This window comes from Rhizobium sp. BK098 (assembly GCF_014193155.1).
Taxonomy (GTDB): domain Bacteria; phylum Pseudomonadota; class Alphaproteobacteria; order Rhizobiales; family Rhizobiaceae; genus Rhizobium.
Genome location: NZ_JACHYY010000055.1, coordinates 1 through 1,056, shown reverse-complemented (window position 1 = coordinate 1,056; position 1,056 = coordinate 1). Strand labels below are relative to the sequence as shown.

Here is a 1,056-nt window from a genome sequence, read left to right as displayed (position 1 = left end):
TAGAGCACGTCCATTTTACTCGGGGTCATATCCGCATGCCATGAAGTAGTTGGCGCATTCTTGGGGTTTGAAGAGCGCAACGATCTCGCCGACTGTGTCCCATAGTGCTTCGACGGTGCGCTTTGCTCTGGCTCGCAGGAGCGCTTTGAGCTTGGAGAAGGCCTTCTCGATGGGGTTGAAGTCCGGGCTATAGGGTGGGAGGTAGAGTAGCTGGCAACCGGCCACTTCAATAGCTTGCCGCACGCCTTCGGCTTTATGCGCAGGCAGGTTGTCCATTACAATAATGTCGCCGGGTATCAGTGTTGGTACGAGAACCTGTTCGACATAGGCTCGGAACGCTATTCCATTCATTGCGCCGTCGAGCACCATAGGCGCAGTCATCCCCGACAGCCTCAACGCACCGGTAAAGGTCGTCGTCTTCCAATGGCCGTGCGGGATCGCAGCACGACAACGTTCTCCGCAAAGAGACCGTCCGCGAATCCGGGACATTTTGGTGCTCAAGCCGGTCTCATCGATGAAGACAAGCCGGTTGGGATCGAGATCGAGTTGACCCTCGAACCAGTCCCGACGGCGCCTCAGGAGATCTGGGCGTTCTTGCTCCAGTGCATGTGCGGTCTTTTTTTGAACGTCCAGCCGCGCTTGCGCAGCCAGACATCGAGACCGCTGCGACCGATGGAAACTGTCCTCTCTTCGGCCAACCTCAGAACCATCTCGTTGAGGGTGATGTCTTTTTCCTCTTCGATCATACCCACGATAAAATCCTCGTGGACATCCAGGCGTGAGCCGCCGCGCCGTCCTTGCTTCGCCGGCGTCATTTGGCCCTGCCGCGCGCTGGCAATCCAGGCGATGGCCGTTGACACACCGATCCCAAACCGGGCCGCCGCCGATCGCACCGACATTCCATCATGTGACGCCGCCAGAACGCGGCTGCGAAGATCATCGCTGAAAGCGCGGGTCATATTGCCTCCGACCAAATCACCAGTCGGACAATGGAATCAGAAATCAACGGACAACGGAATCCTCAATCCGATTCCGCGTTCAATGGACGCGCTCTAG

The 1,056-nt window shown here is 57.6% G+C and carries 1 pseudogene; it reads right to left on the bottom strand.

The annotated features are described in order from the left end of the window. Nucleotides 1-15: 15 nt before the first annotated feature. Nucleotides 16-959: pseudogene (locus FHT73_RS29320) on the bottom strand (IS630 family transposase). Nucleotides 960-1,056 lie beyond the last annotated feature (97 nt).